At 47.0% G+C, this 26,343-nt stretch carries 20 protein-coding genes; 13 read left to right on the top strand and 7 right to left on the bottom strand.

The features are described from left to right. Positions 1-137 precede the first annotated feature (137 nt). The 3 genes from rpsA to aroA all read right to left on the bottom strand — a co-directional run bounded on the left by rpsA (position 138) and on the right by aroA (position 3,995). Positions 138-1,808: a 30S ribosomal protein S1 gene (gene rpsA / locus NO559_RS02530; RefSeq protein WP_258330216.1), complete on the bottom strand. Its 1,671-nt coding sequence runs from the start codon at positions 1,806-1,808 to the stop codon at positions 138-140. Between the two features lie 176 nt (positions 1,809-1,984). Continuing rightward, complete coding sequence (cmk, locus tag NO559_RS02525; protein ID WP_258330215.1) at positions 1,985-2,674, bottom strand: (d)CMP kinase; 690 nt, start codon at positions 2,672-2,674, stop codon at positions 1,985-1,987. Positions 2,675-2,678: 4 nt separating this feature from the next. Further along, entirely contained in the window at positions 2,679-3,995 is a 1,317-nt protein-coding gene (gene aroA / locus NO559_RS02520) for a 3-phosphoshikimate 1-carboxyvinyltransferase (RefSeq protein WP_258330214.1), read from the bottom strand. A 391-nt stretch (positions 3,996-4,386) separates the two neighbouring features. Here aroA and NO559_RS02515 point away from each other — a divergent pair, with 391 nt between their 5' ends. Genes NO559_RS02515 through NO559_RS02500 form a run of 4 tightly spaced genes read left to right on the top strand, consistent with a single transcriptional unit; the run spans position 4,387 to position 8,834 of the window. Continuing rightward, a complete protein-coding gene (locus tag NO559_RS02515; protein WP_258330213.1) occupies positions 4,387-5,085 on the top strand; it encodes a DUF3348 domain-containing protein in 699 nt (232 codons plus the stop codon). Then, positions 5,078-7,498: a hypothetical protein gene (locus NO559_RS02510; RefSeq protein ID WP_258330212.1), complete on the top strand. Its 2,421-nt coding sequence runs from the start codon at positions 5,078-5,080 to the stop codon at positions 7,496-7,498. The genes NO559_RS02515 and NO559_RS02510 overlap by 8 nt, the downstream gene beginning before the upstream one ends. Beyond that, complete coding sequence (locus NO559_RS02505) at positions 7,498-8,136, top strand: OmpA family protein (protein WP_258330211.1); 639 nt, start codon at positions 7,498-7,500, stop codon at positions 8,134-8,136. The genes NO559_RS02510 and NO559_RS02505 overlap by 1 nt, the downstream gene beginning before the upstream one ends. Continuing rightward, a complete protein-coding gene (locus NO559_RS02500; RefSeq protein WP_258330210.1) occupies positions 8,136-8,834 on the top strand; it encodes a DUF2894 domain-containing protein in 699 nt (232 codons plus the stop codon). Before NO559_RS02505 ends, NO559_RS02500 begins: the two co-directional genes overlap by 1 nt. A gap of 60 nt (positions 8,835-8,894) precedes the next feature. Here the strand turns inward: NO559_RS02500 and NO559_RS02495 are convergent, their stop codons facing one another. Continuing rightward, the gene (locus NO559_RS02495) at positions 8,895-11,504 is read right to left on the bottom strand and encodes an ankyrin repeat domain-containing protein (RefSeq protein ID WP_258330209.1); all 2,610 of its coding nucleotides are present in this window, start codon (positions 11,502-11,504) and stop codon (positions 8,895-8,897) included. 965 nt (positions 11,505-12,469) lie between these two features. Here NO559_RS02495 and NO559_RS02490 point away from each other — a divergent pair. The 7 genes from NO559_RS02490 (at position 12,470) to NO559_RS02460 (ending at position 18,303) form a co-directional block, all read left to right on the top strand. Beyond that, positions 12,470-12,799 (top strand): hypothetical protein, encoded by a 330-nt coding sequence (locus tag NO559_RS02490; protein ID WP_258330208.1) that lies wholly within the window; start codon positions 12,470-12,472, stop codon positions 12,797-12,799. Between the two features lie 94 nt (positions 12,800-12,893). Further along, on the top strand, positions 12,894-13,283 hold the full coding sequence (locus tag NO559_RS02485; protein ID WP_258330207.1) for a hypothetical protein: 390 nt from the start codon (positions 12,894-12,896) through the stop codon (positions 13,281-13,283). Positions 13,284-13,386: 103 nt separating this feature from the next. Next, positions 13,387-14,184 carry an SDR family NAD(P)-dependent oxidoreductase gene (locus tag NO559_RS02480; protein ID WP_258330206.1) on the top strand — a complete coding sequence of 266 codons (798 nt, stop codon included), beginning with the start codon at positions 13,387-13,389 and terminating at the stop codon, positions 14,182-14,184. A gap of 140 nt (positions 14,185-14,324) precedes the next feature. Further along, the gene (locus NO559_RS02475) at positions 14,325-15,032 is read left to right on the top strand and encodes a helix-turn-helix transcriptional regulator (RefSeq protein ID WP_258330205.1); all 708 of its coding nucleotides are present in this window, start codon (positions 14,325-14,327) and stop codon (positions 15,030-15,032) included. Between the two features lie 151 nt (positions 15,033-15,183). Next, the gene (locus NO559_RS02470; RefSeq protein WP_258330204.1) at positions 15,184-16,461 is read left to right on the top strand and encodes an aspartate aminotransferase family protein; all 1,278 of its coding nucleotides are present in this window, start codon (positions 15,184-15,186) and stop codon (positions 16,459-16,461) included. A gap of 40 nt (positions 16,462-16,501) precedes the next feature. Then, positions 16,502-17,521, top strand: a complete 1,020-nt coding sequence (locus NO559_RS02465) for a phosphotransferase enzyme family protein (protein WP_258330203.1) — start codon at positions 16,502-16,504, stop codon at positions 17,519-17,521. A gap of 83 nt (positions 17,522-17,604) precedes the next feature. Continuing rightward, the gene (locus tag NO559_RS02460; protein WP_258330202.1) at positions 17,605-18,303 is read left to right on the top strand and encodes a LuxR C-terminal-related transcriptional regulator; all 699 of its coding nucleotides are present in this window, start codon (positions 17,605-17,607) and stop codon (positions 18,301-18,303) included. 83 nt (positions 18,304-18,386) lie between these two features. Here NO559_RS02460 and NO559_RS02455 read toward each other — a convergent pair whose 3' ends face one another. From NO559_RS02455 to NO559_RS02445, 3 genes are all read right to left on the bottom strand, one after another. Continuing rightward, positions 18,387-19,592 carry an MFS transporter gene (locus tag NO559_RS02455; protein ID WP_258330201.1) on the bottom strand — a complete coding sequence of 402 codons (1,206 nt, stop codon included), beginning with the start codon at positions 19,590-19,592 and terminating at the stop codon, positions 18,387-18,389. 95 nt (positions 19,593-19,687) lie between these two features. After that, a complete protein-coding gene (locus NO559_RS02450; protein WP_258330200.1) occupies positions 19,688-21,028 on the bottom strand; it encodes an aspartate aminotransferase family protein in 1,341 nt (446 codons plus the stop codon). A gap of 216 nt (positions 21,029-21,244) precedes the next feature. Next, positions 21,245-22,651 carry an aldehyde dehydrogenase family protein gene (locus NO559_RS02445; protein WP_258330199.1) on the bottom strand — a complete coding sequence of 469 codons (1,407 nt, stop codon included), beginning with the start codon at positions 22,649-22,651 and terminating at the stop codon, positions 21,245-21,247. Between the two features lie 657 nt (positions 22,652-23,308). On the opposite strand from NO559_RS02445, the gene NO559_RS02440 reads away from it, so the two are divergent. Together NO559_RS02440 and NO559_RS02435 are read left to right on the top strand one after the other, a co-directional pair. After that, a complete protein-coding gene (locus tag NO559_RS02440; RefSeq protein ID WP_258330198.1) occupies positions 23,309-25,516 on the top strand; it encodes a TonB-dependent receptor in 2,208 nt (735 codons plus the stop codon). Positions 25,517-25,686: 170 nt separating this feature from the next. After that, a partial coding sequence (locus NO559_RS02435; RefSeq protein WP_258330197.1) for a sulfatase-like hydrolase/transferase occupies positions 25,687-26,343 on the top strand: 657 nt, incomplete at its 3' end.

Here is a 26,343-nt window from a genome sequence, read left to right as displayed (position 1 = left end):
TCAACAAAAAAAGCCTTAAAAATCAACTTTTAACGGAAATATAGTGGATATTTAGCCAGCACTGAAGCTGCAGACATAAAAAAAGCGCCTAGGTTTGGGCCTAGGCGCTTTTTAATGACTCAAAGAGCTATCAAATATTAGTCTTTGTTCATTTGTGCTTTGATCAAGTCACCGATAGTCGTAGGTGCAGCTTCTGGAGCGGCATCTTTATGTGACTTAACCGCTTCTTTCTCTTCAGCAATGTCTTTCGCTTTGATAGACAGGGCAATTGCGCGATTCTTGCGATCAGCAGAAATGATCTTCACTTCTACTTCTTCGCCTTCTTTCAACGAATTGCGTGCATCTTCAACTTTTTCACGGCTGATTTCAGAGGCTTTTAAAGTACCTTCTATGCCTTCGGCTAAGGTGATAACCGCAGACTTAGCTTCGACTTCTTTAACAGTACCTTTAACAATTGAGCCTTTGTCGTTCTCGGCTAGGTACTCAGAGAAAGGATCTTCCTCTAATTGCTTAATACCTAAAGAGATACGCTCGCGCTCAGGATCTACAGAAAGGATAACAGTTTCAATTTCGTCACCTTTCTTGTACTTGCGTACGGCTTCTTCGCCAGTCTCATCCCAAGAGATGTCAGACAAGTGAACTAGGCCGTCGATAGCGCCGTCCAAGCCAATGAAGATACCGAAGTCAGTGATAGACTTAATAGCACCAGAGATTTTGTCGCCTTTGTTGAATTCACGACCGAATACATCCCATGGGTTTTCTTGACACTGCTTGATACCCAATGAGATACGACGACGTTCTTCGTCTATATCCAATACCATTACTTCAACTTCATCACCTAAGTTAACAACTTTAGATGGGTGTATGTTTTTGTTAGTCCAATCCATTTCTGAAACGTGAACCAAACCTTCAACACCTTCTTCGATTTCGGCGAAACAACCGTAATCAGTTAAGTTAGTGATTTTAGCCTTAACTTTGGCACCCTCTGGGTAACGACCAGTGATCGCCAACCATGGATCTTCACCCAATTGCTTAAGACCTAGCGATACGCGGTTACGCTCGCGGTCAAACTTAAGGATTTTAACGTCGATTTCGTCACCAACGTTTACGATTTCACTTGGGTGCTTAATGCGCTTCCAAGCCATATCGGTAATGTGTAATAGGCCGTCTACACCACCTAAGTCTACGAAAGCACCGTAGTCAGTTAGGTTTTTAACGATACCTTTAACCGCTTGGCCTTCTTGTAAAGTAGCAAGCAATGCATCACGGTCAGCAGAGTTAGCTTCTTCAAGAACAGCGCGGCGAGAAACAACAACGTTGTTGCGCTTCTGATCTAATTTAATTACGCGGAAATCTAATTCTTTACCTTCAAGGTGAGTTGTTTCGCGAACAGGGCGAACGTCAACCAATGAACCAGGTAAGAAAGCACGGATAGAGTTAACGTCAACGGTGAAACCGCCTTTAACTTTACCGTTGATAACGCCTTTAACCACTTCTTCAGCAGTGAAAGCAGCTTCAAGTACTTTCCAAGCTTCAGCGCGTTTGGCTTTTTCACGAGACAGTTTAGTGGCACCAAAGCCATCTTCTACTGCTTCTAGGGCAACTTGAACTTCGTCACCAATTTCTAGAGACAGCTCACCGCTCTCGCTTAGGAATTCACTACGGGGGATAACACCTTCAGACTTTAAGCCAGCGTGTACTGTGACCCAGTCACTGTCGATGTCTATAACTACGCCGGTTACGATTGAACCAGGCTTCATGTTAAGAGTCGTTAACGACTCTTCAAATAATTCAGCAAAATTTTCCATTAGGAATACTCTTTATTTAGCAAACGCAGTGATTATCAGCCACTTAGGGGCTTGAGTAATTTGCGCTCTCCACATGATCAGCACACATGGGCCATTTTGATAAAACCTACGTAGCGGCTACAAGCTGATATTTCGCCATAAACGTAGAAGTTAAAAAACCTTTGATACTCAGCCACTTAAAGAGATTTATTGATCTCAATCATCACCTGATTATAAACATCATTAATACCCATTACAGAGCTATCAATTACGACAGCATCAACTGCAGGCTTTAGCGGAGCGACGGCGCGATTCATATCGCGATCGTCTCTGGCTTGGATGTCTTCCAAAAGCGCGGCGAGATTAACACTTTGGCCAGCGGCTTTCAACTGTTTATAGCGCCTATTGGCGCGCTCTTCGGCGCTGGCGGTGAGGTAAATTTTAGTGGGGGCATGGGGGAAAACCACCGTACCCATATCGCGGCCATCGGCCACCAAACCGGGCGCTTTGGCAAAGCTGCGCTGCAAAGCCAATAAGGCGTCGCGCACGCCGTTATAAACCGCCACTTTAGAGGCCAAGGCGCCAGTGGTTTCGGCGCGCACCTGCTGGCTAATATCTTTACCCTCCAGCAATACTGCCGCAGGCTCGCCGGGCGCGCCGGGTTTAAACTCAACCTGTAAATTAGCCGCCAGCTGCGCCAACGCCGTTTCATCATCAAAGCTAACGCCCTGCTGCTGCGCGGCCAAGCCGACTATGCGGTATAGCGCGCCGCTATCTAATAAATGCCAGCCCAGCTCTTTGGCCAACAGCTGGCATAAGCTGCCCTTGCCCGAGCCACTGGGGCCATCAACCGTTACAATCTGTTTAAATTCGCCTTGCTCTGCCATGGGCCTAATCAACCTGCTCAAGTTTAAAACCGGCCTTTTGCGCCAAGGCAACAAAATTAGGGAAAGAAGTGGCCACGTTATCGCAGCCATTAATCGTAATAGTCTCGCTAGCCCGCAAGCCCGCTACCGCAAAAGACATGGCAATACGGTGATCGTGATGACTTTCTATCTCGCCACCGCCAAACACCACTTCCTCGGCACCTCTGCCCTGTATCACTATGCCATCGTCTGTGGGCTGGGCATCAACACCCAAAATATGCAAGCCATCGGCCATGGCTTGAATACGGTCACTCTCTTTAACCCGCAGCTCTTCAGCACCGGTTAAGGTAGTCGTGCCCTGGGCGCAGGCGGCCGCCACAAACAACACAGGGAACTCATCTATAGCCAGCGGCACTTGCTCGACGGGTATATCAATGCCCACCAGCTCAGCCGAGCGCACCCGTATATCGGCCACCGGCTCACCGCCCACTACGCGCTCATTTAATAAGGTGATATCCGCCCCCATTAAACGCAGTATATTAATGACGCCATCGCGGGTGGGGTTAATGCCAACATGCTGCAAAATAATTTGCGAGCCAGGGGTAATAGTCGCCGCCACCATAAAAAAGGCCGCCGATGAAATATCCGCAGGTACATCTATATGCATAGCGCTAAGCTTGCCACCACCTTGCAGGCGGGCCGTAGCACCCTCTACCGCTACCGGATAACCAAAACCATTAAGCATGCGCTCAGTGTGGTCGCGGGTAGGGGCTGGCTCGGTAGTAGAGGTTTCGCCCTCGGCATATAAACCGGCTAACAACACACAGGACTTCACCTGGGCACTGGCCATAGGCAAGTCATAATGTATGGCCTTGAGCTTACCCTTGCCGTTAATAACCAGCGGCGGCCTGCCGCCCTCTTGGGTCTCTACCTCTACCCCCATTAAACGCAAAGGCGCAGCGACACGCTCCATAGGGCGCTTGGATAGCGACACATCACCGGTCATGGTCACGGTAAAATCCTGCCCTGCCGCGATGCCCGCCAGCAGGCGCATAGAGGTGCCGGAGTTACCTACATATAACTCCCCTTCTGGCGCCTTCAAGCCGTGCAGGCCCACGCCCTGTATAGTCACCTTGCCATCCACCGGGCCATCTATCTGCACACCCATAGCTCGAAAGGCATTTAAAGTGGCCAAGGCATCTTCGCCCTCTAAAAAGCCACTCACCTCGGTAACACCTTCGGCCAAAGAGCTCAACATAATAGAGCGATGAGAAATAGACTTATCCCCCGCCACACGAATATCACCGGAGAGTTGCCCACCTGGGCTAGCTATAAATTTCACGGGCAGAAATACCTTCCATTAAGCGGCTGTTAAAACACAGCAATTTATAAAACATGAATACTAAGTAGCGGCTATGACATGGCTATTTATCAGCCAGCTAATATAGCGTGTAGAAACAAGGCGCAAATTGTACTGAATTTAACAGGCGAACGCACTCAGCAAAGCGCGCAGCCAGTGCTGCGCTCACTTTTCAGCCAACCCAAGCCTATAAATACGCCCTTGATAATCATCGCCAAAAAGCGATAATGCTGCAGCCAAAAAAACCGCCAAAGTACAAAAAACAACCAGCGCTAGCATAAGGCAGCCATAGCGATTTTATTAACCGCACACTTAAACTCAGCACTTAAACCCACCCATCGCTATAGAGCGGGCACGGCAATCATTCTTTTATATGACTAAACCCGCATTACATACCAACCGCAAAGGATCTAGGCTAAGCAACTATCTCAGCAGCTTAGGGGTCAGCCAGCACAAACCCTCACAGCAAAATTTTGCCGAGCGCGTAGGCGAGCTAATAGGCCTGCCCGGCTCGCTGGTTTTATCCTCTGCCCCCTTAAAAGTTAAACCGCAACCAGCAGCTAGCAGCGACCAAGGTATACAGGATTTATTTTTAGAGCAGCACAACCAGCTGGTTCAATTTATTGCCGCTTGTTTTGATGGCAGCGAAACCCGACGCCGATTTCAACTGCCCAGCATTCATCAAGACACCGAAAAACCGCTGACCGATTTAAAACGCTTTTATATTAATGTGCAAACCGAGTTAGCCGGGCAAGTGTATAAGCTGCATATTTTAATTAAAGATGCCGCCGCAGATATTTCGCCCCATTTAAAACAGCTGTGCACGTTAGACAGCGCCATGAGCGATATTTTGAGCAATCACATAAAAAGAAGTTTTAGCAGCATCCCTAATCATTTAGATCAGCGTTTTCAGTATTGGCAGCAACATAGCGACGATAATTTTGAAAGCGCCATCAGTAATTTTTGCCAAGAGTTGCAACAATTATTACTCGCCGAATTAGACGCCCGATTACAAACCACTTACGGCTTAATAGAAGCTGTTAACGAACAGGTAAGCACAAGCAATGACTAGATTTTTATTTACCGCCGCATTTTTGCTAGGGGCTACAGCCATCATTTGGATGAGCAGCAGCTTTGTAGGCAGCAACGCACTGGCGTTGTCGGTAACCCTGCTGATTGCCTTTGCCTATTGCATAGGTGCCTTTGAGCTATTTCAGTATCGGCAACAGTCAGCCAGCTTACACAAGGCCTTAAATCAAATATCTGGGCCGGTGGAAAATTTAAACCTATGGCTAGAAAAATTAGATGGCCATTTAATCAACCCTGTGCGCGCCCGCATAGAAGGCCAAAACAGCGGCCTACCGGCACCACTTATTACCCCTTACCTAATAGGCCTATTAGTGATGCTAGGCCTGCTGGGCACTTTTTTGGGTATGGTGGATACCTTAAAAGGCGCTGTCACCGCCCTGGAAGGCACTACCGAATTACAAGCCATACGCGCAGGCTTAGCCGCCCCGATTCAGGGCCTAGGCTTAGCCTTTGGCACCTCAGTGGCTGGCGTTGCCGCCTCAGCCATGCTGGGCTTAATGTCTACCCTTAGCCGCAAAGAGCGCATAGCCTATACCGAGCAATTAGACAGCCAAATTACTAAAGCCTTTAAAAACTTTTCGCTAGCACACAACAAACAGCAAACCTACAACGCACTACAAGTGCAAGCCACCGCCCTGCCCGATGTGGCCGACAAGCTCAATGTGTTAGCCGATAAACTAGTCACCATGAGCGCAAACATAGAACAGAGCCTAACCGCCCAGCAGCAAGCTTTTCACGAGTCTGTTAGCGCCAATTACAGCGAGCTGGCTAACTCTATTGATGCCTCGCTGAAACAGACCCTAGCGGAAAGCGGCAAACTGGCAGGCGAAAATATTAAACCCATTATTCAAAATATGATGGCGGAAATTAAAGCCGAAACCAGCAACACCCATCAAACTTTAAACAACACCGTGCAACAACAACTTTCAGAGCTGCGCAGCAACTGGCAACAGCAACAGCTAGAACACGACCAAGCCAAGCTACAACAGTGGACAGAAAACTTTGAGCAACTCAACCTAGCAGCTAACCAGCAATTTACCAGCGCCAGCCAACAACTAGTCGAAGAATTAAAACAAGTCACCACCAGCCAAAAAGAAACCGTACAAAGTATCGCCAGCGAGTTTGCCAACAGCAGCGCCAGCCTTAATGAGCAATGGCAGCAAGCCAACCAGCAAACCCGCGAACAGCAGCAGGCGATTACCCATAGCTTAAACAGCAGCAGCGAAAAACTCAGCGAGCAATTAAGCGCCCATGCCGCCAATACTATCGCGCAAATTACGCAGCTAATCGCCAGCTCAGAGCAGCTAGTGGCAAGCCGCAGCCAATCTGAGCAGCAATGGCTAAGCGATTACCGCCAACAGGCTGAGCAACAGTATCAACAACTCAACCAGCAACTAGGTGCCAACGCCCAGCAAAACCTGGAGCAAATGAACCAATTACTGGCCAGCGCAGAGCAAATCATCCACTCCCGCGCAGCAGCAGAGCAACATTGGCTAAGCCAGCACCAACAGCGCGCCGATGAACTTAGCGAACAACTGGCTGAACAATTAAGCAGCAACACCCAGCAAAACCTAGCGCAAATCAGCTCACTAGTCGCCAGCACCGAAGAACTAGTAAAAACCCGCAGCGATAGCGAGAGCCAGTGGCTAAGTAGCTTTGAGCAACGCCTCAACAACATTAGCGAAACCTTGAGCAACTCATTAAGCAGCCTGCGAGAAGATGAAGCCCAGCGCGGCCAGGCAGCCATAGCACGCTTAGCCGAGTTAGAAAGCAAAGTCACCGAGCACCTAAATGTGTTAGGCCAAGGCTTAGAGCAGCCTATGACTGAGCTTATAGCGCTGGCCTCAAAAACACCCAAGGCCGCCGCCGAGGTAATAGAACAATTACGCGATCAAGTCGCCAAAAATATAGAGCGCGAAAACAACTTATTAGAAGAGCGCAACGGCATTATGCTAGAGCTGGATAAACTCTCTGCCTCGCTAGTCGCCTCCAGCAGCGAACAACAAGCTGCCATCACCCAGTTAGTGCAAGCCTCTGAACAAATGCTGGAAAAAGTGGGCGAGCAATTCCAACAACAAGTGCAGCAACAAGTTAGCAGCCTGGCCGACACCTCAGTAGAATTTAGCGGCAACGCCGTGGAAATGGCCAGTATGGCTGAAGCCTTTAATCAAGCCGTACAACGTTTTGATGAATCCAACAGCGGCCTGATTGAAAACCTCAACAGCATAGAAAACAGCCTCAACCAAAGCTCACAGCGCAGCGACGAACAGCTGGCCTATTATGTGGCACAAGCCCGCGACATTATCGACCACAGCATAGTCTCGCAAAAAGCCATGTTTGATGAAATACGTGGCCTAGGCAAAAACACCAGCAATGCAGAAGCTGAGGTTGCTTAATGTCAGCACTTAATGACCATAACAATGCCTCCCCACCGGTGTGGGCAATTTTTGGCGACTTAATGTCTGGCCTGGTAGGCGTGTTCGTTTTAATTTTAATTTGGGTATTAGGTTTTCAGCTGGAGCTGTCAAAATCCCTGGAAGAAGAAATCAGCAAACGCGAGCAAGCCGAACAAAGACGCATGGCGTTAGAATCCGCCCTAGCTGGCCCACTCTCTTCCGGCCGGGTAACGCTTAACAATGGCCGCATAGGTATTAGTGGCAGCGTGTTATTTTCCTCTAACTCTGCAGAGCTACAAGACTCAGGCCGCGAATTACTCACCAGCTTGGTAAACCCCTTAAATGTTTACCTAAACGAGCGCAACGAAATTTTAATGATTAGCGGTTTTACCGATGACCTACCTATACAACAAGGCAACCTACACTTTGCCGATAACTGGGAGCTCTCCGCCCAGCGCGCCTTAACCGTTACCCGCGCTTTAATAGAAGAAGGCATGCCCGCCAATATGGTGTTTGCCGCGGCCTTTGGTGCCCAGCAACCGGTGGCCAGTAACCAAGATAAGGCCGGGCGCTCTAAAAACCGCCGCGTAGAAATGGCACCCGTGCCCAAAAACAGCAACGCATTGGCGGCCAAGTAATGTCGGGCAACAACAGCACTGCAAAAAACTATCAGCCCCATAACGCCGACAGCCTCACCATGCTAAGCGCCGAAGACTTGCAGCAAAAGCCTGAGCTTATCGACATGCTGCTGCAACAACTAAAAACAGAGCAATACGATCAACACCACCCCACGCGCTTTTTTTATATACAGGCCCTGCTTCGCAAAGCTGAAGGCAAAAACCAAGCCCTGCAACTGGCGTTAAAAACAAAAGCCATCGCCGCCATAGGCGAATTAAAATCACTGGCTGCCCCCAGCAAAGCAAACAGCCCGGCAGCCAGCAGCTCAGCACTGGCTGAACTCAGCCGCGCACTGCACGAAAAAAACCTGCAAACCGCCGCCCCCCACAACAACAGCTTAGAAGCCAACCTGCGCCAGCAGGAAGATAAACTCATGGCCAGCCCCGCCAGCAATAGCCCGCGCACCGCCATGGAAATTTACCAGCAAACCGCAGCCGAACTGAACACCGAAAACTTTATTAAACAGGTCATTAACGAAACACCCCAAGGCGAACCGGGGCCACTCAATGCCCATATGCTGGTAATTAAAACCCTATCCGCCATGCAGCAAATATCCCCCAGTTACTTACGCCGCATAGTCACGCAAATAGATACTATGTTTTATTTAAGTGAAGCTGGGATTACAACGGCTAAAAAACCTATAAAGTCTCGATCATAAAAATAGTGTTAGTTTTTAGCAAACCAATGCCAAACCCGCTTTAGCTAGACTAAGGCTGCATTACAAAACAGGCTCTAAGTATCTTAGGTTAATCACTTCTATCATATGTATAGGCTCTTCCATCTGCACTATGCCACCGTGATAGTTGCGTTTTGACTGGGCAGGTACGGTAACATTCCACTCAAAGTCTTTCGTTTCCATATCACCCGTTGCACGGCCATACAACTCAAATTTTAACGGCACATTCGATTTGTTTTCTATAGAGAATAATGCGATATGTATACCTCCCAGCAAGGGCTTGTTCTGCCAAAAAATTTGCCACTCTGGCCTTCTGGCACTCATACAGACACTGGCTTTTTCGGGCATCACATCATCAAAATGGGTATGGCCGCAATCTAAACGGGTAGTCCACTTCCAGCCATCCTGGGCATTATCGGTATTACTGCCGGTGCTGTTTGTGCCATTTTCACCCACAGCATTGGCACCACTTTGGCTGTGACTATTAGAAGTTTGTTTTTCATTGGGGTTGGCATGAGTACCGTTACCTGCAGCGCCACTACCTGCGCCCGCTGTGGCGGCTACACTGTTATACGAAGCCTTATTTTGCATAACCGTATTGGCACCAAAATCCTGAATGATTGCCGTCGTTTGTGTATTAACAAGGGTGCAGTTATTACGGTTGGCATCAAAGCGGCCGCCCTGCTGCTCACAACGCTGGCGGTTAGCTTCCAAACTATTACTATGGCTGGGCTTAGCTGCCGGAGTTACATGAGCGCTTGCAGTAGTGACCGCAGCTTGTGCTTGGCTCTGTGCTACCTGCCTTTGCACCGCCTGTAACATGCTCTGATCAATGAGAACCTGCTGCACTTGCCGGTTAATGCTGGCAAAGTTGGCGGCCATTTGTTGCTGAGCTGGGGTGCTGGAAGTGCTTAGGCTGTTAGTAAAGCCAGCCCAAGCGGCCTGATAATCTTCCTCTTGTTGATTTTCATGGGCCCGCTTGGCTTGTGCTTTCATACGCTCCAAACTGGCCTCGGGGTCGCCGTAGTAGGCTTTTACGTTTTCTGCGTTCCACTTACCCGTTGCAGCTTGGCGTATTTTTTTCCTTAGCACATTTTTTTGGTCAGCATTGGCTAAAGAGCGTAGTAACTGATTATTTGATTGATACACACCGTCACAATCAATGCTGTCACTCACCCGCTCGGCCAGCTCAGGAGCTGCCTGTTTACAACTTTTTGATTCACCGTATTCACGGTAACGGCCTTCGGCCATAAAGCCGCAGTCATAATCGTTGCGCAAACGCTTGGCCAAACTGTAACTGTAGCGGCAAAACGCCAAGCTATCACCCAGCTCTTGCAGGGTCTGCTGCAACGGCGGGTTTTGTTGTAATAAGGAGGCAACCACCAACTCGGCCTCTTGCTGTTGCTGCTGCCTGTGCTGCCTGGCTAAGCGCTCAACCTTTTCGCGCTGTTGCTTTTGCAACCTAAGCTGCCTTTGCAGATCACGGCGTTTGTTAATATCTTTTTCACGCAAGATGCTGCCTTCTTCGCTGGGGAGCAAATTGGCATATTGTTGTTGGTATTGCTTAAATTGCTGAGGGTTGCCGGTGCTAATGGTTATTGGAGTCACACTTAAATCGGGATAGCGCCGCCTTATTTTATTAACTTTTTGTTGCAATGCGTCACGCTTAGACTGACTGATACTATCAAAGGCCCCGCCAGCCATTGCCACATCAAACGCTCCATTTTTTACAGCCCATAAGCTATTTGCCTGCTGAGCAGCAGGCCAGCCAATCCACTCTGCTGTAAACATTTCACCACCTGCAGACATCAGCTGCACCACACAGGGCTCACAACCAATGATTGTGGCAATCTTCACTGCGGTATCACCATGCCCAGAGGTGTAATTAGGGTCCGCGCCATTATCCAGCAGCGCTTTAATCGCCTCATAACGTTTAGTGGCTTGAGCACTAGCGAGCGCTGTAAATAGTGGCGTGACACCCTTTCCGGCAGACCAGTCCTGATTTCTATCAAAAATACTTTTATGCAGGGGCTCTTCAACACTCAAGCCTTGCTGCACTAAATAATGAATGGTTTCTGCACTGCTGCTGGGGTGTATAGCTGCCTGGTGCATTAAAGAAGCATTGGGAATATCGGCCAACTTTACGCCAGCACTCACCAATATTTTAAGCGAGGCTACAGGGTCATTGGCCTGCATAGCGCATAGTGCCGTATGCGGTGTACCCTTTTGTGGATTAAAGCCTTTATCTATCAGCAATTGCAGCACATCGGTATGCGAATTACGGGCTGCAGCACAGGCGGCATCATAGTACACGTCCTGGCAGCGAATACTGCTAGAGCAATAGTCCAAGCTGGGGTCATACGGGCGGTACTGCACAAATGCGTGCATAGGGCTACCGTAGTTTTCCAAGTGCTTTTGATAAATATCGGCGTTGTACTGCAGCATGGCTTGGACTATTTCTGTTTGCCCTTTGGCCGCTGCCATTACCAATGGCGTCCAGCGATAACGCGCCGCATTGGGGTCATCCCCTGACGCAAGCCCTTGCAACGCAAGGCGGGTGTCATTATTGATAATGCCTGTTTGTAGTTTGCTAGGTAAGGCACAGGCGGTAAGGAACAGGGAAATAATCAGGGCGGAATAAATAGGCTTCATACTGCAGGTTCAAATTAATTATTATTTCGTCAACTATTAAGCAATAAATAATATCGTTTTGAAAATAAAAATCCAGTGCCTGATCGCCCCACTTCACTAGATGCACTTTAAAGTGACACGCACTTAAAAAGCATCCGATATAACTGGCACAGCATTCTAGCCGCCAACGTCATAGCAGCATAATCCCAAGCAGCCTATAGACTCCAACAGCAATTAGCCTAACCGTAAACTTAGGTTGCTTACTTTTAAAACGGGGGGAATGGCTAGCTCTAACGGCCAGCACTTAATTCAGCAACAACTAGCTCATATTAATTGAAAACTCATACAAGCTATTGATTTATATGGCTATTGGCAGACATACCAAACCTACAACGCCAAAACATATGGACTGCCTGCTCATAGCTATCGAGTTGAGAAATCATCAAAAATGTAAATAAGTCATTGGATTTTTTGTTTTAATTTTATTTTCAAGAGGTAGAATGACATCTTAACTGCAAAAAATAATTATGGGGCCACAGCCCAAGAAGAAAGTGTTATGCAATAAAAGAGAGATCTATCATTGGCGTTATGGATTAGAAAAGTTATCGGAGATAAATCCGAAAACTATTTAAAGCTAGCAAAGGATGACTGGAGCTTAGCCTCCCAATTCCAAGTTTTTTAAAGATGGATAAAATCCGATGCTCGAAATCTAGAGTCTGGTCAAGAGTGGATAGATGATATAGGTTTCTGTCCGCGAGAAGGTGCTAGTGGTAGTGGCCCTATCTTATCTCTAGAAATCACGCAAATTTGTCTCCATAAAAAAATCACCATATTTCTATCCGAGTATGGCGCTGACAATGCATAACAATTCGTTAAACCACCGTTACGGCCGCAAAAACACGCGGCCTCCACTGGACAGTTTCTCCGCAACTTCGTTGCTGCAAAGCTGCCGGTTAATTAAGCATTAGTTATCACAAGGAGAAAATGTGAGCGACGAAGAAACTAAAGAAGGCGAAATTTTAACAAAGGAGCAAAGTGCAAGCGAGCTAGATGCCATTGGCACTTTACTTCAGGGGGTAGTAACTCCATTTGCCCAGGCACAAGAAACATCCGAGAAAGAAGCAACAAAACGCGCGAGCATCCTTGCTGGCGTTGCCAATAAAGCTATTTATGCTTTGTTTGGTGTTTCGGCACTAATTCTTGCTTTGTCAGCTTACGCTTTAAGCCAAGGCAGTGAGGCCCTAGCTGAAAAGATGGTTATTGCATTATTGGCATTCTTTGGTGGTCTTGGTGCTGGTAAAGCAACGAGCAAGTAAACAACTAACAAGCATATGTTGTTCGCCTCTGCGGGGCTGGGGTCTTCGTTACACTGCACTTCACTACGGCCCCAAATACGGGAGTTAAGGCCACATGCGAGGCATCATTACAAACATCACTGTATTGACTTGTGTTACTATCGCAATTTGGATAGTTGGATTTTTGAGTTCAATTTGTTTAAGTAATTTGGAATGGATCTATGGCGCAAGAATAGCTGCAACGCTACCAATATTAGTACTATTCAATCGCAGGTCGATTCGACTCGGCTCCCAAGAAGACAGCCAACCAACTTATAAGCCAGAAGAAGTTAGCATCCACTGGAAAAGTGATGATGACTGGAAAAAAGTCTCATATAAAATGTATCACTACATAGATCAGTTAGGTGACGCAAAGGCAAAGCGTGCAGCAATAATATTAACTATTATTGGCATAATGTATTTTTTTATAGCACTATTATTAGCAAATTTATGTATAAAGCCTTAACAAACGACTGTAATTACCCTCCCCCCCACTCATCTCTATGGTTGATACCCACCCTCGTTAACGCGGCCTATACTGATCTTTATTTTTCACCAGGTAGGCAAGTATGAATACTCAGCGATTAGCAGGCAAGGTTGCGATTATTACCGGCGGTGGCACTGGTATAGGTGCGGCCATCACCCAGCGTTTTACCCAGGCGGGTGCCAAAGTTTTGATTACCGGCCGCCGCTTGCAACCACTGCAGGAAATCGCGCAGCAAACAGGCTGCGAGATTATGACCTGTGATGTGTCGCTGATGGATGACTGCCAGGCCGCCGTGGATAAAGCGCTGGCCCTGTTTGGTGGCTTGGATATATTGGTCTCTAATGCTGGCGTGCTTTACGGTGGCGACAGCACCGAGCAAGACTTAGCGCAATGGCAGCAAACGTTTGATATTAATGTTACCGGCGTGATGCAAATGGCGCGCGCCGCTATACCCGCCATGCAGCAGCGCCCCGCCAGCGCCATCGTTAATATAGCCTCGGTGGCGGCACTAAGCAGCGGCCAGGGCATGTGCAGCTACGTTAGCAGCAAAACTGCTGTGATAGGCCTTACCCGCTCACTGGCGGTAGATTGCGGCGCTTATAATATACGCGCAAATACCCTGTGCCCCGGCTGGGTAAAAACCCCCATGAGCAATGAGGAAATGGCCGAGCTGGCCCGCCTAAAAAACATCTCGGTAGAGGCTGCCACCCACGAGACTCTGCGCCACCTGCCACTGCAACGCATGGCCGAGCCGGCAGAGATAGCCGCCTGTGCCGAGTTTTTAGCCTCTGATGATGCCTCGTTTATTACCGGCACTACGCTTATTGCCGATGGCGGTGGCAGCGCTGTTGATGTGGGTACGCTGTCGTTTAACGCCTAAGCGCTTAATATTATGCCAACACCTAGCAGGCTTAATACTAGCCTGCGCGGCAGTTGCCTTGACGGGAGCAGGGATAACGATAATCATGGCTATCATTAACCTCGCACGACAGCCACAAGAATAATTATATTTGCGTATCTATGACTAGCAGCTCGAATTTTCCCAATCAGTTTCAACAGCAAAGCCTGGATTTAATCAATAGCTTGATTGCGATAGATGCCGCTGTGTTTTATTTAGTCGACCCCGACTTACAACACAAGGGCGTGGTGCGATATAAACTTTCCCCCGCGACCGAAATCGATTATCAAAAAAAATTCGGTCACCTAGACCCGCTATCCCCCGATAAATTTCACAACAGCAGCGATAAAGTAATAACGCTAAGCGCCCAGCTCAGCGAGCAGCAGCTTTACCGCAGCGAGTATTACCAGCAGTTTATGGCCCCCAACCAGCAGCGTTATGTTGCCGATATATTGCTAAGGCAGCAGCAAAGAATTATTGCTGTTATTAGTGTTATACGCTCCCCCGCTGCCAGCGACTTCAACCCACAAGAGCTGGCCCTGCTTAACAAACTGCAGCCGTTTTTTGAATACGCGCTCAACGCCGTATACCTGCCCAAGCGCGTTGCCGAGCGCCAATCCCTACAAGAAAAATACCAGCTTACTGAGCGCGAAGTGGATGTGTTAGAGCTTATTATTGCGGGCCTTAGTAATAAGCTGATCGCCCGCGAGCTAATGGTAGAGCTGGCCACTATCAAAACCCATTTAATACATATTTATAAAAAAACCGCGGTCGCCACCCGCAGTGAGTTGCTAGCGCTAATTATTTCCGACCTCAAGCAGCAACATTAAACCCCGCTATCCACCATTAGATGGATAGCTAAGCCGCTCTATTCCCCGCTATTATTCCCCCCACGATTCAACATCCTAGCTACACTCAATAGAGAGCTGATTAACAGCGTAGGCCTCTGAGTAGCCGTATTAAAAAAACAAGGGTAATGCCATGAATACTGCTGAACTATTAGCGCGCCGCTATCGCTTAATCGGTAAAAAAGCCCCGCTTTTTTACGACCAGCCACTGCATATAGTCAAGGGCGAAGGCGTGTGGCTGTATGATGCCGATGGCAAACGCTACTTGGATGTGTACAACAATGTGCCCAATGTAGGCCATTGCCACCCACATGTGGTTGAGGCCATTAGCAAGCAGGCTGCCCAGCTCAATGTGCACACCCGCTACCTGCATGAAAACATAGTCAATTATGGCGAGAAGCTTACCGGCCTGCTGGATGACTCGCTTTCCATGCTGTTTTTAACCTGCACCGGTAGCGAAGCCAACGAAGTGGCCCTGCGCATGGCCCGCCACCACACCGGTAAGCAAGGCATTATCTGCAGCAATGCCACCTACCACGGCAACACCACTGCCGTAGATGCCCTAGCCACCCTGTTTAATGACGGCAAGCCCAATGGCCCCTATGTTAAAGCGGTAGATTTCCCAGACAGCTATAGGCCGCTTAACGGGCTTAGCGGCGAGGCCCTTACCGACGCCTACCTACAACAAATCGAAACAGCTATCGCGGATTTTAATACAGAGGGCACCGGCTTTGCCGGTATGTTGATCTGCCCTATTTTTGCCAACGAGGGCCTGCCCGACTTACCCCCTAATTATTTACAAAAAGCAGCGGCATTGGTGCGCGCCGCCGGCGGTGTTGTGATTTTTGATGAGGTGCAATCCTCTTTTGGCCGCACCGGTAAAATGTGGGGCCATGAACACAGCGGTGTTACCCCAGACATACTGACCCTAGGTAAACCCATGGGCAATGGCCACCCCTTAGCTGGCGCTGTCTGCAAAGCTGACATGGGCAATGCCTACCGCGACGACGTGATGTATTTTAATACCTTTGGCGGCAACCCCGTTTCCTGTGCCGCAGGCCTCGCCGTGTTAGAAGTGATAGAGCAAGAAGGCCTGGTAGAAAACGCCCAGCAAGTCGGCAGCATTGTCAAAGCAGGGCTACACAAGCTGGCCGAAAAATACCAAATCATTGGCGATGTGCGCGGTAGCGGCCTGTTTTTTGGGGTAGAGCTGGTCGAAGACAGATTAAGCAAAACCCCCGCCACCGCAGCCGCCGCACGCCTGAGCAACCTAATGAAGGAGCAAGGGGTACTCATCAGCAAAATCGGCCGCTACGACAATATATTAAAAATGCGCCCGCCTATCTGCTTCGCTCAAGAGCATGCCGATTTATTACTAAGCAATTTAGATTTGGCATTTTCAAAACTATAGCTCTAGGGCCGTGTCACCACAGAAATTAGCAGGTAATAGTATGAATACGTTTTATCAACAAAGCCTAGAGCAGCAAGAAGAGCAACTACTGCGCCTAGCCTATAGCGCACTGCCCGCCTGGGGCTTAGAAGGCACATTAAGCCTAATTAAACATCGCGAGAATGCCGTGTATAGGCTAGAGACCCGCGATAATCAGCAATATGCGCTGCGCATACACAGAGCTAATTACCACTCTAATGCCTCATTACATTCAGAGTTAAGCTGGGTGGATGCTCTACAGGGCTGCGGCATAGACGTACCCAATGCCATACCCACCCAAAATGGTGAGTTTTTTACCATAGCCTCTATAGCTAGCGTGCCAGAACCTAGGCAAATAGATTTATTAAGCTGGGTGGATGGCAAACAAATAGGTTCAGTAGAAGATGGCCTTACAGACAGCCCAGAGCAAATACGCAAAAACTACTACACCATTGGTGAGGTAGCCGCGCAAATACACAATCAAGCCTCGCAATGGAGCACGCCCAAAAACTTCCAAAGGCACAGCTGGGATTTAGACGGCTTAGTGGGCGAGCAGCCCTTTTGGGGGCCGTTTTGGGACTTACAAGCACTGAGCACAGAGCAACGCAACCTGATACTCAAAGCACGTGAAGCGGTACGTGCAGAGCTTAAGCAACTAAGTACCAGCCCCGAAGACTACAGCATGATACATGCAGATCTGGTGCCAGAGAATGTGCTGGTTACAGCTAACAGCGTACAAATCATAGATTTTGATGATGCCGGGTTTGGCTGGCACTTATTTGAAATTGCCACCGCCCTATACTTTATTCAATTTGACCCTAACTACGAAACCGCCAAACAAGCGCTAATAGACGGCTACAGGCAGCACCGGCCCATGCCCGATGAGAAATTAGCCCACTTGCCGCAATTAATGATGGCACGCGGCTTTACCTACCTAGGCTGGGCACACACGCGGCAAAATACCGAAACCGCACAACAGTTTACGCCACACTTGATAGATCTGTGTTGTAAAACTATAAACCAGTACTTACCTTTAACATGAGGCTTAAATAATTGGGCATAATGTACTTAACAAGTTAAACACTTCATGGGAAAATAAATCAAAGAATAACCATAGGTAAGCGAATGAACTTCCCCGATGAATTCCAAAAGCAATGTATAGAGTTAGCCCAAAAGCTTATAGGGATAAAGGCGGCGCGCTTTTTAATTACCGACCCACATATGCATAAAAAAGGCTTTGTGGGTTTAAATATAAAAAATGAGATGGAGCAAAAGTATTATAATAAATTAGAATTTATAGACCCTATGCACCCCTCAAAATTTGAGCATACCGATACCAGCGTTATTAGCAGCAACACCGTCATGCCGCATAACAAATGGATTAACTCCATTTTTTATCAAGACTTTATTAAACCCTATGGCTATGTGCATGTAGCCGATATATTCCTTAGAAATCACGGCAAAATTATTGCCATACTAACCTTACTCAGGGATGAGAGCATGGCTGAGTTTGATAGCAAAGACCTAGAAACCATGCGGAATATACAACCTTTTTTAGAGTATTCACTTAACAGTATCTACCTGCCCGCCCGTATCTCAGAGCGAGACTATATTGCCGAAAATTATGGCTTAACCAATCGCGAACTGGATGTTTTAGAGTATGCTCTCAGCGGTGCCGACAATAAAACCATTGCCAAGCAACTGGATATCAGCCTGCCCACTGTACGCACACATTTGCAACACATATACCCAAAGGTAGATGTGCACTCTACCAATGAATTAATCTCAAAAATATTGCGTGAGCTAAACCAGCAAACTCATTAACTAGCCACATAGCAAAAAAAACGGCCGCCCCATTTTTATGAGGCGGCCGTTTTGCTATATAGCATCAATTATTTAGCAGTGCATTAACTACCCATAGCTACCGATGAGCCATTAGTCGCAGCTGCGTACTGCTTATCCTGTACTCGCAGGCCAGGAAACAGTAACACAGCCGAAAGTAAGAACAGGGCTATTGCAATAGAATTGACCAAGCTGTAGTTGGCATCGCCCAACATGGCTGAGGCTATAGCCGGGCCAAAGGCAAAACCTATTAACTGCAAAGAAACCCCTGCAGCGACCATTTTCCCTCTAGCATCAAAATCTGCTAACACCGCAAAAATATAGGGCATAGAAAAATTCCACAGGAAGTTAAAGGCGCATACACCCAAGGTGAACAGTATAAAATCCGGTTTGCCTAACAATAGACCTATAGCCAGTGCACTGCCTACTATCCCAGCTAACAGTGGCAAGTGGCGACCAAAACGTCTCTCAAATACCACCACTAGGAAAGCTCCTGCTATACCCAAAATTTGAGATACAGTTAAAACATTGGCCACGGTTTGCTCTTTAATGCCGGCATCCGTACCCACTAAGAACATATAAACCCAAACAATCCCTATAGCCAAATTGTAAGCTAGCACACCTAATAAAGATAAAAGCTTTATCGGCATTGAGTAGCTAGATGCCTCAGTCACAGCCTCTTCATGCATTTGATGACTACATGGCAAATAGCCCACAAACAGTAAACAGCTAGCACAGAAAGCTGAGAAGAAAATTAGCACACCATCAACCGAAAAGTGATGAAACACACTAGGCATCACAAACAAACCCAGCGCGCCATAAGTAAGCACACAAACAACTATTAGCGCTAAGTTTCTATCGCTACGCAGTGTTAATCCCATCATGATAAATGTAATGCTAATTAACCCACCACAACCCAAACCGGCAACAACCCTGGCCATTATTAACACATTGATATCTGTCACCCCTACCGATAACACATTACCCAGCGTAGCTAAAGCAATAAAAATTAGGGTAAGAACACGCCAATTAACAAGATTAATAATAAAGTTTGTAACAACTGCCGTAGCGGCTAAACCAAACATTTCAGCCGAGGTGATTACCCCAGCATCGCTTTCCGAAAATTTCAAATAGCCAACTAGGCCTTGAACATAAACCGGCTGTAATATGAACATACAGGCACCGGCAACAGCTAAAAATAACACCGCAATAATAGATTTCGGTGTATTTATATCAATAATCGTTTCTTTAGAACCCAGATAAGCTGTCATAAAGCCCTCGTTCTACTTAATAATTATTATTAATATTCCACCGCCAAGCGCTAGCTTGGCGGTGGAATATGTTCACTATAAAGCAACTAGGCCTATTAGTCTTTTACCGTACTAAATGCTTTATCTAAAGCCTCTGCAATTTTATCGCAGTGCTCTTGCTGGAACGTTAACGGTGGCGACAAGATAATCTTAGTGCCCACAGGGCGTACCAATACACCTTGCTCACGCGCAATATCAGCTACTCGGTTAGCATAGCCACTAGTAGGATCTATAGGCTGGCGAGTGACTTTATCGTCTACTAAGTCTATAGCCAGCATTAAGCCCTTACCGCGCACTTCACCCACTTTGGCAAACTTATCGGCAAAGCCTTGCAGCTTATTCAACAAGTAGGCACCTTGTACTTTAGCATTTTCTGGCAGGTTTTCATTTTCAACAATATCCAATGACGCAATACCTGCTGCACAAGCTACGGGGTGGCCCGAGTAAGTATAGCCAGTCATAATCACACCGTTAAAATCGGCATTGTTATCCCAGGCTTTTTCCATGCGCTCGTTGATCATTACCGCACCCAAGGGGATGTAGCCCGAAGAGATACCTTTAGCCAAACACATCATATCGGGCGCTACGCCCCAGCCACGGCTGCCAAACATAGAGCCAGAGCGGCCAAAGCCGGTTACTACTTCGTCAGCAATTAACAAGATACCATAGCGGTCACAGACTTCGCGTACTAATGGCCAATATTTTTCGGGCGGCACAATTACACCACCGGCGCCCATTACTGGCTCGGCTATAAAGGCGGCAACGGTATCAGGCATTTGGTATTCAATTTCTTGCGCTAGCTGGTCGGCACACAATTGGGCCAGCTGGTCTGGGTCTTCGCAGTTCCAAGGGTTGCGGTACAACCAAGGCGCATCCACATTAACAGTATTGTTAAGCAAGGGCTCATAATTGCGACGGAAAGCGTTAATGCCGCCAACTGACAAACCACCAAAGTGCAAGCCGTGGTAGGCATTTCTTAAGGAGATAAACTTTTTACGCTCAGGCTGGCCATTAATAATATGGTATTGGCGAGCGAGCTTAAGTGCAGTTTCTACCGAGTCGGAGCCACCAGAAGTGAAGAAAGCACGCTTCATGTTTTCTGGCTCAGTCATTTTAACCAGCTTAGCGGCCATTTCTGTAGCACGCGGATGAGAAACGCCATCAAATAGCTGAAAGTACTCCAGCTCATCCAGCTGCTTCATAATCGCCTGTTTCATTTCGGGTCGATTATGACCTACGTTTACACACCATAGGCCAGCTACGCCATCCAGTAACTCGTTGCCTTTATCATCTTTAATATAAACACCATCGCCACTCACAACGTGGATAGACTCACGCTGTTTTATTTCATTGGGATGCGACATGGGATGCCAAAAATCTTTAGAGTAATTACTCATAATATTTACACTCGTTCTAATTAGAAGTGACGTATTTACATACTGGTAAAGCTAAAGAATATATAACTTACAGCAGCTGCCTATCGTTTATAGTGATGATATAGCCAGTTTTTAGCCGCTAGATTTCAGCTTTTGCTGGTAAAAGAATGCTGCCTACAGCGCGCCTGAACCCCTTAAATAGCGGCAATTCAGGCGCGTAATCACTGTATAGATAGCTTATTTAGGAATATGCATAGACTGCATAGTGGTATATTCCTCTAAGCCTTCTATACCAAACTCCACACCTATACCTGAGCTCTTCACACCACCAAAAGGTATGTGCGGAAACACTGGGCCGTGGTTATTTATCCATACGGTGCCGCTCTCGATTTGGCAGGCGATTTCTCTGGCTTTATCTATATCACTAGACCAAACCGAACCACCCAAGCCCATATCAGAGCTATTTGCTCTTTTAATGGCGTCATCCACATCGCTATATTTGATAATCGGTAAGGCTGGGCCAAACTGCTCCTCATCGACTATGCGCATGCCATCGGTAACGTCCGCCACTAGCGTCAAAGGATAGAAATAGCCCTTACCTTCAAGAGGTTCGCCACCACACAAAATACGCCCGCCCTGTGCTTTAGCGTCATCCACCAGCTCCCTCACTAAGTTAAACTGGTTTTTATTTTGAATAGGGCCAAATATATTATTTTCATCTAAGCCATTACCCATGGGCATATTGGTGGCTATAGCCGTTAACGCCTCGCAAACCTCTTGGTATTGTGACTCATGCACATACAAGCGCTTTAGCGCGCCACAGGTTTGGCCATTATTAATAAAGCCGCCCCAAAACAAACCTTCGGCAATTTCAGAAATATTCGCATCTGGTAAAACAATACCCGCATCATTGCCACCCAACTCTAAGGTAATACGCTTTAAGCCCTCGGCAGCATTAGCCATGACCTTTTTGCCCACTGGGGTAGAGCCAGTAAATACCACTTTATCAATGCCGGGGTGGCTGGGTAGTTGATGGCCCACATCACCCGTCACTATATTCAACACGCCGCTAGGCAGCGCCTCGTTTAAGATCTCTATCATTCGCAAAGTGCTTAAAGGCGTATTTGAGGCGGGCTTGATCACAACGGTACAGCCTACACGTATTGCTGGGGCAATATGCCAAATCGCTATCATTAACGGCCAGTTCCAAGGTGTAACTGAAGCGACCACACCTACCGGTTTGCGATATAACAAAGCTAAACGCTCATCGCTGTCTTCTAAGGTTTTTACGGGCAGCGACATACCGGCAGTAGCACGCAGCCAACCAATACAGCCTTGCAGCTCAAATTCTGAGCCCACACCTTTTAACGGCTTACCCTGCTCCTGAGTTAATAAATTTGCTAATTCTTCGGCATTCGCCTCAACAAAATCCGCCATGGCATTAAGGGCGTCAACACGGGTTTTATCGGGTGTTTTTGACCAACTTACAAAAGCATCATTAGCTACTGCCACCGCCTTGTCCAATTGCTCCTGACTACAAACAGGGTACTCACCCACTACCTCTTCCGTTGCGGGGTTGATAACGGCACGCCACTCAGCACAATCTGCCTTAAAGCCACCTATAATTGCATCGTATTTTCTCATGAGACCTGTATCCTTATGTGTGTTCGTTATATAGCTTGCTAAGTAACAATTATGATTAAACTCGACAGCGTCTAGTAAGGCGTTTATGTGGCAGCCAAAATAAATTAGCCGCCAACCAATAATCCACTATCAACACATTTTTATATTTTAATAAACAAGCACTTACATTATCTTCTCAGGTATAAAAAAGGCAGCTTGGGCTGCCAATGAGACATAAAAGATATATAAGTAGCTAGCACAGAGTAAACATTACTTAGCCAACCAAAATATTAATATCATCCAAATAGATGACTTATAAAATAATCCGATTTACAGAAAGAAATATCGCAAAAACACCTAAAAGATTGCCCACTTATTGCTTGAATCCATATACAAAAATAATCTTCAAACTTTCCATCAAATCAACAATATAGATGATACCCAGATCACTGTTAACGACCTAATATCACTTAACCCTGTGCTATTAATGATCATTTAAATGTTCACAAATTAATTAGTCAGTGGGTAGAAAAGATAGATATAACAACTAATTAGATGGCGCCACGAGAAATAAAACCTCATGGGAAAATCTAAAATAATAATACCTAAGCCTAAACTAGCTATTGTTGATAATTAAATTTTAGTTTTAATTATTAGCGGTAAACCGGGAGAAACCGTATGAGTCAATTAATACACCGTTCCAGCCTCAGCAGGGCAATAAGTGCCAGCCTCGTCGCCTTAAGCTGCGCATCTACTGGGGCCAGCGCCTCAGTATTGGAAGAGGTTTTTGTTACCTCACAAAAACGTATAGAAAACATTCAGGACATAGGCCTTTCGGTTTCTGCTTTTAGCGGTGATCAAATGGATGCCTTAGGTATGGTTAACACCACCGACATTATTCAACAAGTTCCCGGCTTACAGCTACAATCTTTTACCCCAGCATTTACCGCCTTTAACTTACGCGGCATTTCTCAAAACAACTTTCAGGATAACTTAGAAGCCCCTGTCGCTGTTTATATTAACGACGCCTATGTAGGTAGTATGAACGCCATCAACGGGCAACTTTTTGATATGGAAAGGGTCGAGGTTTTACGTGGCCCACAAGGTACACTATTTGGGCGCAATGCAACTGGCGGCTTGATTCATTATGCAACTAACATTGCCTCCTCCGATAATTTAAACGGTTATGTCAAAGGCTCACTGGGTAGCTTTGATAGAAAATCTATAGAAGGCGCCGTAGGCGGTGGTTTAGCCGATGGTATTCGCGGTCGTTTAGCAGCACGCTGGGAAGAAGCCGATGGCTATATAGAAAACAAAGTAGGACAACGCGACCAACAAGGTGCTGACGGCTATGTAGTGCGCGGCGCCCTACAATTTGATATAGGCGACACTATTGTTGCTGATTTAATTGCCAGCTATTCAGAAGATAGCGATGTACCTACCGGTGTCTATGTTATCCAAGATGCAGACGTCACCGACTTAGGTTTAGCAACACCCACTAGCGCCCCCAGCCCAGACCCCCATGAAGATTTTTCTGATGGTGGCTATTTTGAGCGTGAATCTACCAGCATCACAGGTAAATTATCCTGGGAAATTTCTGACACCCTGCAGCTAGTATCTATCACCAACTCGCTGGAAATGGATAAGTTTTATTTGGAAGACGCTGACGGTACTCCCAGTGCAGTCACCGGTGCCATATTCGACTTTTCTACTGAAGCAGAATACAGCCAGTGGTCACAAGAGATACGTCTTTCTGGTGACCACGACGACTTCCGCTGGAGTACTGGCTTGTTCTATTTAGATATAGAAGGCGACTATCAGTCTATAGCCGATGGTAATGTGATTACCCCTACTTATAATACCGCGGTAACCAGCACCACATTAGACTCAACCAACTGGTCTATTTTTGGTCAAATGGAATATGACTTTGATTACAACTGGACCGCCATAGTGGGTTACCGCTGGTCACAGGATGATAAAGACATAGACATGTTAACCACTGATGATTCACGCAACCCTGACGGATCCGACGATGGCTTAGGCCCAGTAGCACAAGTGCAAGATATCTCGGGTGTTAACACTATAGATTACGGTGATTATGCAGCTAGATTGCAGTTAAACTACACCAGTGAAGCTGACGATCTTTACTTTGTTTCGTATAACCGCGGCATCAAAGGTGGTAACTGGTCACCTAACCGCTCTGTAACTGTAGAAGACTTCAAACACGATGAAGAAGTTTTACATGCATACGAAATAGGTAGCAAACTCACATTAAAAGACGGCGTGGCCCGTATCAACACCACCCTGTTCTATTACGATTATCAAGACTATCAACAATTCTCACTGCTAAATGCAACCCCACAAGTGGTTAACCGCGATGCAACTAACCGCGGTGGTGAAGTAGAATTGTTTATTACCCCAAATGAAAGCTGGGACATAGTACTGGGCTTATCGGTGATAGATTCAGAAGTTGATGGTGCCCCTACCGCACTGGGCATAGATCATGAAGATGTTGAATTACCCAATGCACCCGAATTTAGCGCCAACGCTTTAGTACGATACAACTGGGAAGCCATGGGTGGTGAATTTACCGCACAAGTTGACGGCGCCTATACCGGCGAGCAATATCTGGAAGGTACCAACAACCCCTCATCAAAAGAGGACGGCTACTTTGTGGGTAATGCCAACGTAACCTACACCACTGAAGATGGTGCCTGGAAATACAGCGCTTGGGTTAAAAACTTCACTGATGAAGAATATCGCCTGTATCACTTAGACTTGGCTATACTGGATGTCTTTATAGGCGATGGCTTTGGCTTTACCCAAGAAGTGTATGCACCACCACGCACTTTTGGCATCACCGCCACCTATAACTTTGGTGACTAAGCTAGCCGTATTCACCCAAAACTTTGGGTGTTTCGATACGCTTAGCGTTAAGCGTATCGAATAACTATTACAACTAAAAAAGGAAACCCTATGGTTTCCTTTTTTATGTAAACTCCGCCACTATTACTAATAAACATATCGATTAGCATGCTATAACAAGTGAGTATTCAATGAATAAAACCCTCGCCCCTTACAAACTGTTCAAGCAAATGCTGTGGCTATTGCTACTCTGCTCGCCATGGACTAACGCTATGGACCAGGCACCCGAGACCACTGCCCCTAACATTCTGCTAATCGTAGTCGATGATATGGGCTTTACCGACCTAGGCAGTTTTGGCAGCGAAATAGCTACACCTAATTTAGATGCTCTGGCCTATCAAGGTATACGTTTTAGCAATTTTCAAGCTGCGCCCACCTGTTCACCCACACGCGCCATGTTATTAACTGGGGTGGATAATCATAAAGCTGGCTTAGGCAATATGCATGAAGAGCTAGCCCCTAACCAGATGGGGCAACCCGGTTATGAAGGCCACCTTAATAAACGGGTGGTGACCGTGGCAAGCCTGTTACAAGACGCAGGCTACCGCACCTATATGGCGGGTAAATGGCACCTAGGTTTGGATGAGCACAACAGCCCAGCTCAGTTTGGCTTTGACCGTAGCTTTGCCATGCTAAGCGGCGGCGCCAGCCACTTTCAGGATATGAAGCCAGCCTACGCCCCCACTCCAGAGGCCAAAGCACCCTACAGAGAAAACGGTAAAAAACTCAATAAACTACCCGAAAACTTTCACTATTCCAGCCAGTTTTATGCCGACACTATTATTGAA

This window comes from Dasania sp. GY-MA-18, assembly GCF_024734385.1.
Lineage (GTDB): Bacteria > Pseudomonadota > Gammaproteobacteria > Pseudomonadales > Dasaniaceae > Dasania > Dasania phycosphaerae.
Note: the sequence above shows the minus strand (reverse complement) of the source record. Positions and strands in the feature narration are given on the sequence as shown.

Excerpts from the sequence above, each read along its gene's own strand:
- rpsA (WP_258330216.1), bottom strand. The coding sequence starts at position 1,808 with ATGGAAAATTTTGCTGAATTATTTGAAGAGTCGTTAACGACTCTTAAC.
- cmk (WP_258330215.1), bottom strand. The coding sequence starts at position 2,674 with ATGGCAGAGCAAGGCGAATTTAAACAGATTGTAACGGTTGATGGCCCC.
- NO559_RS02515 (WP_258330213.1), top strand. The coding sequence starts at position 4,387 with ATGACTAAACCCGCATTACATACCAACCGCAAAGGATCTAGGCTAAGC.
- NO559_RS02510 (WP_258330212.1), top strand. The coding sequence starts at position 5,078 with ATGACTAGATTTTTATTTACCGCCGCATTTTTGCTAGGGGCTACAGCC.
- NO559_RS02505 (WP_258330211.1), top strand. The coding sequence starts at position 7,498 with ATGTCAGCACTTAATGACCATAACAATGCCTCCCCACCGGTGTGGGCA.
- NO559_RS02500 (WP_258330210.1), top strand. The coding sequence starts at position 8,136 with ATGTCGGGCAACAACAGCACTGCAAAAAACTATCAGCCCCATAACGCC.
- NO559_RS02495 (WP_258330209.1), bottom strand. The coding sequence starts at position 11,504 with ATGAAGCCTATTTATTCCGCCCTGATTATTTCCCTGTTCCTTACCGCC.
- NO559_RS02485 (WP_258330207.1), top strand. The coding sequence starts at position 12,894 with ATGCGAGGCATCATTACAAACATCACTGTATTGACTTGTGTTACTATC.
- NO559_RS02480 (WP_258330206.1), top strand. The coding sequence starts at position 13,387 with ATGAATACTCAGCGATTAGCAGGCAAGGTTGCGATTATTACCGGCGGT.
- NO559_RS02475 (WP_258330205.1), top strand. The coding sequence starts at position 14,325 with ATGACTAGCAGCTCGAATTTTCCCAATCAGTTTCAACAGCAAAGCCTG.
- NO559_RS02470 (WP_258330204.1), top strand. The coding sequence starts at position 15,184 with ATGAATACTGCTGAACTATTAGCGCGCCGCTATCGCTTAATCGGTAAA.
- NO559_RS02465 (WP_258330203.1), top strand. The coding sequence starts at position 16,502 with ATGAATACGTTTTATCAACAAAGCCTAGAGCAGCAAGAAGAGCAACTA.
- NO559_RS02460 (WP_258330202.1), top strand. The coding sequence starts at position 17,605 with ATGAACTTCCCCGATGAATTCCAAAAGCAATGTATAGAGTTAGCCCAA.
- NO559_RS02455 (WP_258330201.1), bottom strand. The coding sequence starts at position 19,592 with ATGACAGCTTATCTGGGTTCTAAAGAAACGATTATTGATATAAATACA.
- NO559_RS02450 (WP_258330200.1), bottom strand. The coding sequence starts at position 21,028 with ATGAGTAATTACTCTAAAGATTTTTGGCATCCCATGTCGCATCCCAAT.
- NO559_RS02445 (WP_258330199.1), bottom strand. The coding sequence starts at position 22,651 with ATGAGAAAATACGATGCAATTATAGGTGGCTTTAAGGCAGATTGTGCT.
- NO559_RS02440 (WP_258330198.1), top strand. The coding sequence starts at position 23,309 with ATGAGTCAATTAATACACCGTTCCAGCCTCAGCAGGGCAATAAGTGCC.